The following is a 2,084-nucleotide window of genomic DNA, read 5'->3' as shown; positions in this document are numbered from 1 at the left end:
GCGCCGCCGCGGCCCGCGACCACGCCGCCGCGCCGCGCAGCGCCCGGCGCGGGCGGCCGGACCACGCCACCGGCCATCCGGCGCCCGGCGGCCGGCGCAGCACCAGGACGCCGAGCGCCGCGGTGGCCGCCGCCAGGGCCAGCAGGCCGCCGACGCCGCCGGGCCAGGGCAGGAGCGCCCCGGGCAGCCCGGCGCACCAGCGGGCGACCCCGGCGATCCAGGCGGTGACGAGCCCGGCGAGCCAGCCCAGCGCCTGCGCCCCGGCGGGCCACCACGGGGCGGTCACCGTGGCGGCGAGGCCGAGCAGCGTCGCGGGGGCCACGGCCGGGGCGGCGAGCAGGTTGGCCAGCACCGACGTGGTCGGCAGGGCGGGCGCGAGCAGCACGAGCACGGGGCCGCACGCCGCCTGGGCGGCGAGGGGCACCGCGAGGGCGAACGCCACCGGGCGCCCGGTCCACGGCGCGAGCCGGCGCACCAGCGGCGGCGTGAGCAGCACCAGCCCGGCCGTCGCCGCGCACGACAGCACGAACCCGTACTCGCGCGCCAGCCACGGGTCGGCGACGAGGAGCACGGTGGCCGCCGTGGCCAGCGACGGGACCGACGCCGCCGGCCGCCCGAGCGCGATCCCGGCCAGCGTGACCGCGCACATCGCCGCGGCCCGCTGGACGCTCGGCTCGGGCCGCACCAGGAGCACGAACCCGGCCGCGACCGCCGCGACCACCGCCACACGGCCGGCGCGGGGCAGCCGCGTGGCTCCCGCGGCCGCGGTGACGAGCGCCAGCACGACGGCGAAGTGCCCGCCGGAGACGGCCGTGAGGTGCGTCAGGCCGGTGGTGCGGAACGCCTCCTCGAGGTCGGGCGGCAGGCGCGAGGTGTCGCCGACCGCGATGCCGGGCACGAGCCCGCGGGCCTGCGGCGACAACCCGTCCGTGGCCGCGAGCAGCGCCGCACGCATCGTGGTGGTCGCGCCGACGAGGGCGGGCGCATGCGCGACGGCCGCCGCCGGGCCGTCGGCGCGCGCCGTCGCCGCCTCGCCGGCACCGGCGTCGGCCTCCCCGAGCCGGGCGCGCAGCGCGACGCGCTCGCCGTAGGCCGGCGCCGGCCCCGGCGCGGTGACCTCCACGGGCGCGCGCACCTCGAGGGTGACGCCGCGTCCCGTGACGCGCTCGGCGGCCAGCGTCCAGCGCTCCCCGTCGCCGAAGACCGCGGGCCGGGCCTCCGACACGACCCGGCCCGTGAGCTCGGCGACCGGCTGCTGCCCGGCCCAGCGCGCGAGCGGCTCGCGCCCGGCACCGTGCACGTGGACGGACAGCACGACCGCCGCCGCGCAGGCGGCGGCGACGAGCACGTGGGCGGCGACCGCCCCGGCCCGGCGCGCGCCGGGCCCGCCCCGGCCGAGGGGAGCGACGACCGCGACGACCACGGCCCCGCCGAGCACCACGGCGGCGGCCGCCCCGAGCACGGGGCGGGTCCAGGGCCCCGCCGGGCCGGTCGCTGCCCACGCCGCGGCCCAGGCCACGAGCGCCGCGGGAGCGAGGCGCAGGTCGACGGCGCCGGTCACACGCGGACCAGGTCGCGCAGCCGCTCGAGCAGCGCCGGCCCGATCCCCGAGACCTCGTCGAGCTCGTCCACCGACGTGAACCGCCCGTTCTCCTCGCGCCAGGCGAGGATGCGCCCGGCCAGGGCCGGCCCGATGCCGGGCAGGGTGTCGAGGGCCGCCTCGTCGGCGGTGTTGAGGTCGACGACAGCGCCGGCGCCCCCGGCGCCTCCCCCGCCCCCGCCGCCGGAGCCGGTGGCGGCGCCGCCCGGGGCCGGCGCGGCCTCGACCTCCTCGCCCGGGGCCGGCACGCGCAGCTGTTCCCCGTCGACGACCGTGCGGGCGAGGTTGAGGGCCGAGAGGTCGGCCTCGTCCGTGGGGCCGCCGGCCGCGTCCACGGCGTCGGCGACGCGGGAGCCGTCGGGCAGCGTCACGAGCCCCGGCGCCACGACCTGCCCGACGACGTGCACGACGACGCCGGTGTCGCCGGCCCCGGCCGCCGCGCCCCCGGCAGCTTCCGCGCCGGCGGGCGCCCCGGCAGCGCCCG

The 2,084-nt window shown here is 82.4% G+C and carries 2 protein-coding genes; both read right to left on the bottom strand.

Going from position 1 to position 2,084, the window contains the following annotated elements; all coding sequences use genetic code 11:
* Window positions 1-1,561: ComEC/Rec2 family competence protein (locus GSF02_RS18440; RefSeq protein ID WP_159798818.1), on the bottom strand; the 1,561-nt coding region annotated here is incomplete at its 3' end.
* Window positions 1,558-2,084, bottom strand: a 527-nt coding sequence (locus tag GSF02_RS18435) for a ComEA family DNA-binding protein (protein ID WP_235915700.1), incomplete at its 5' end; no start/stop codon positions are given. The genes GSF02_RS18440 and GSF02_RS18435, both read right to left, overlap by 4 nt.

Source organism: Puerhibacterium puerhi, assembly GCF_009846865.1.
GTDB lineage: Bacteria > Actinomycetota > Actinomycetes > Actinomycetales > Cellulomonadaceae > Puerhibacterium > Puerhibacterium puerhi.
The sequence above is the reverse complement of the archived record's forward strand: the minus strand, read 5'-3'. Positions and strand labels throughout refer to the sequence as shown.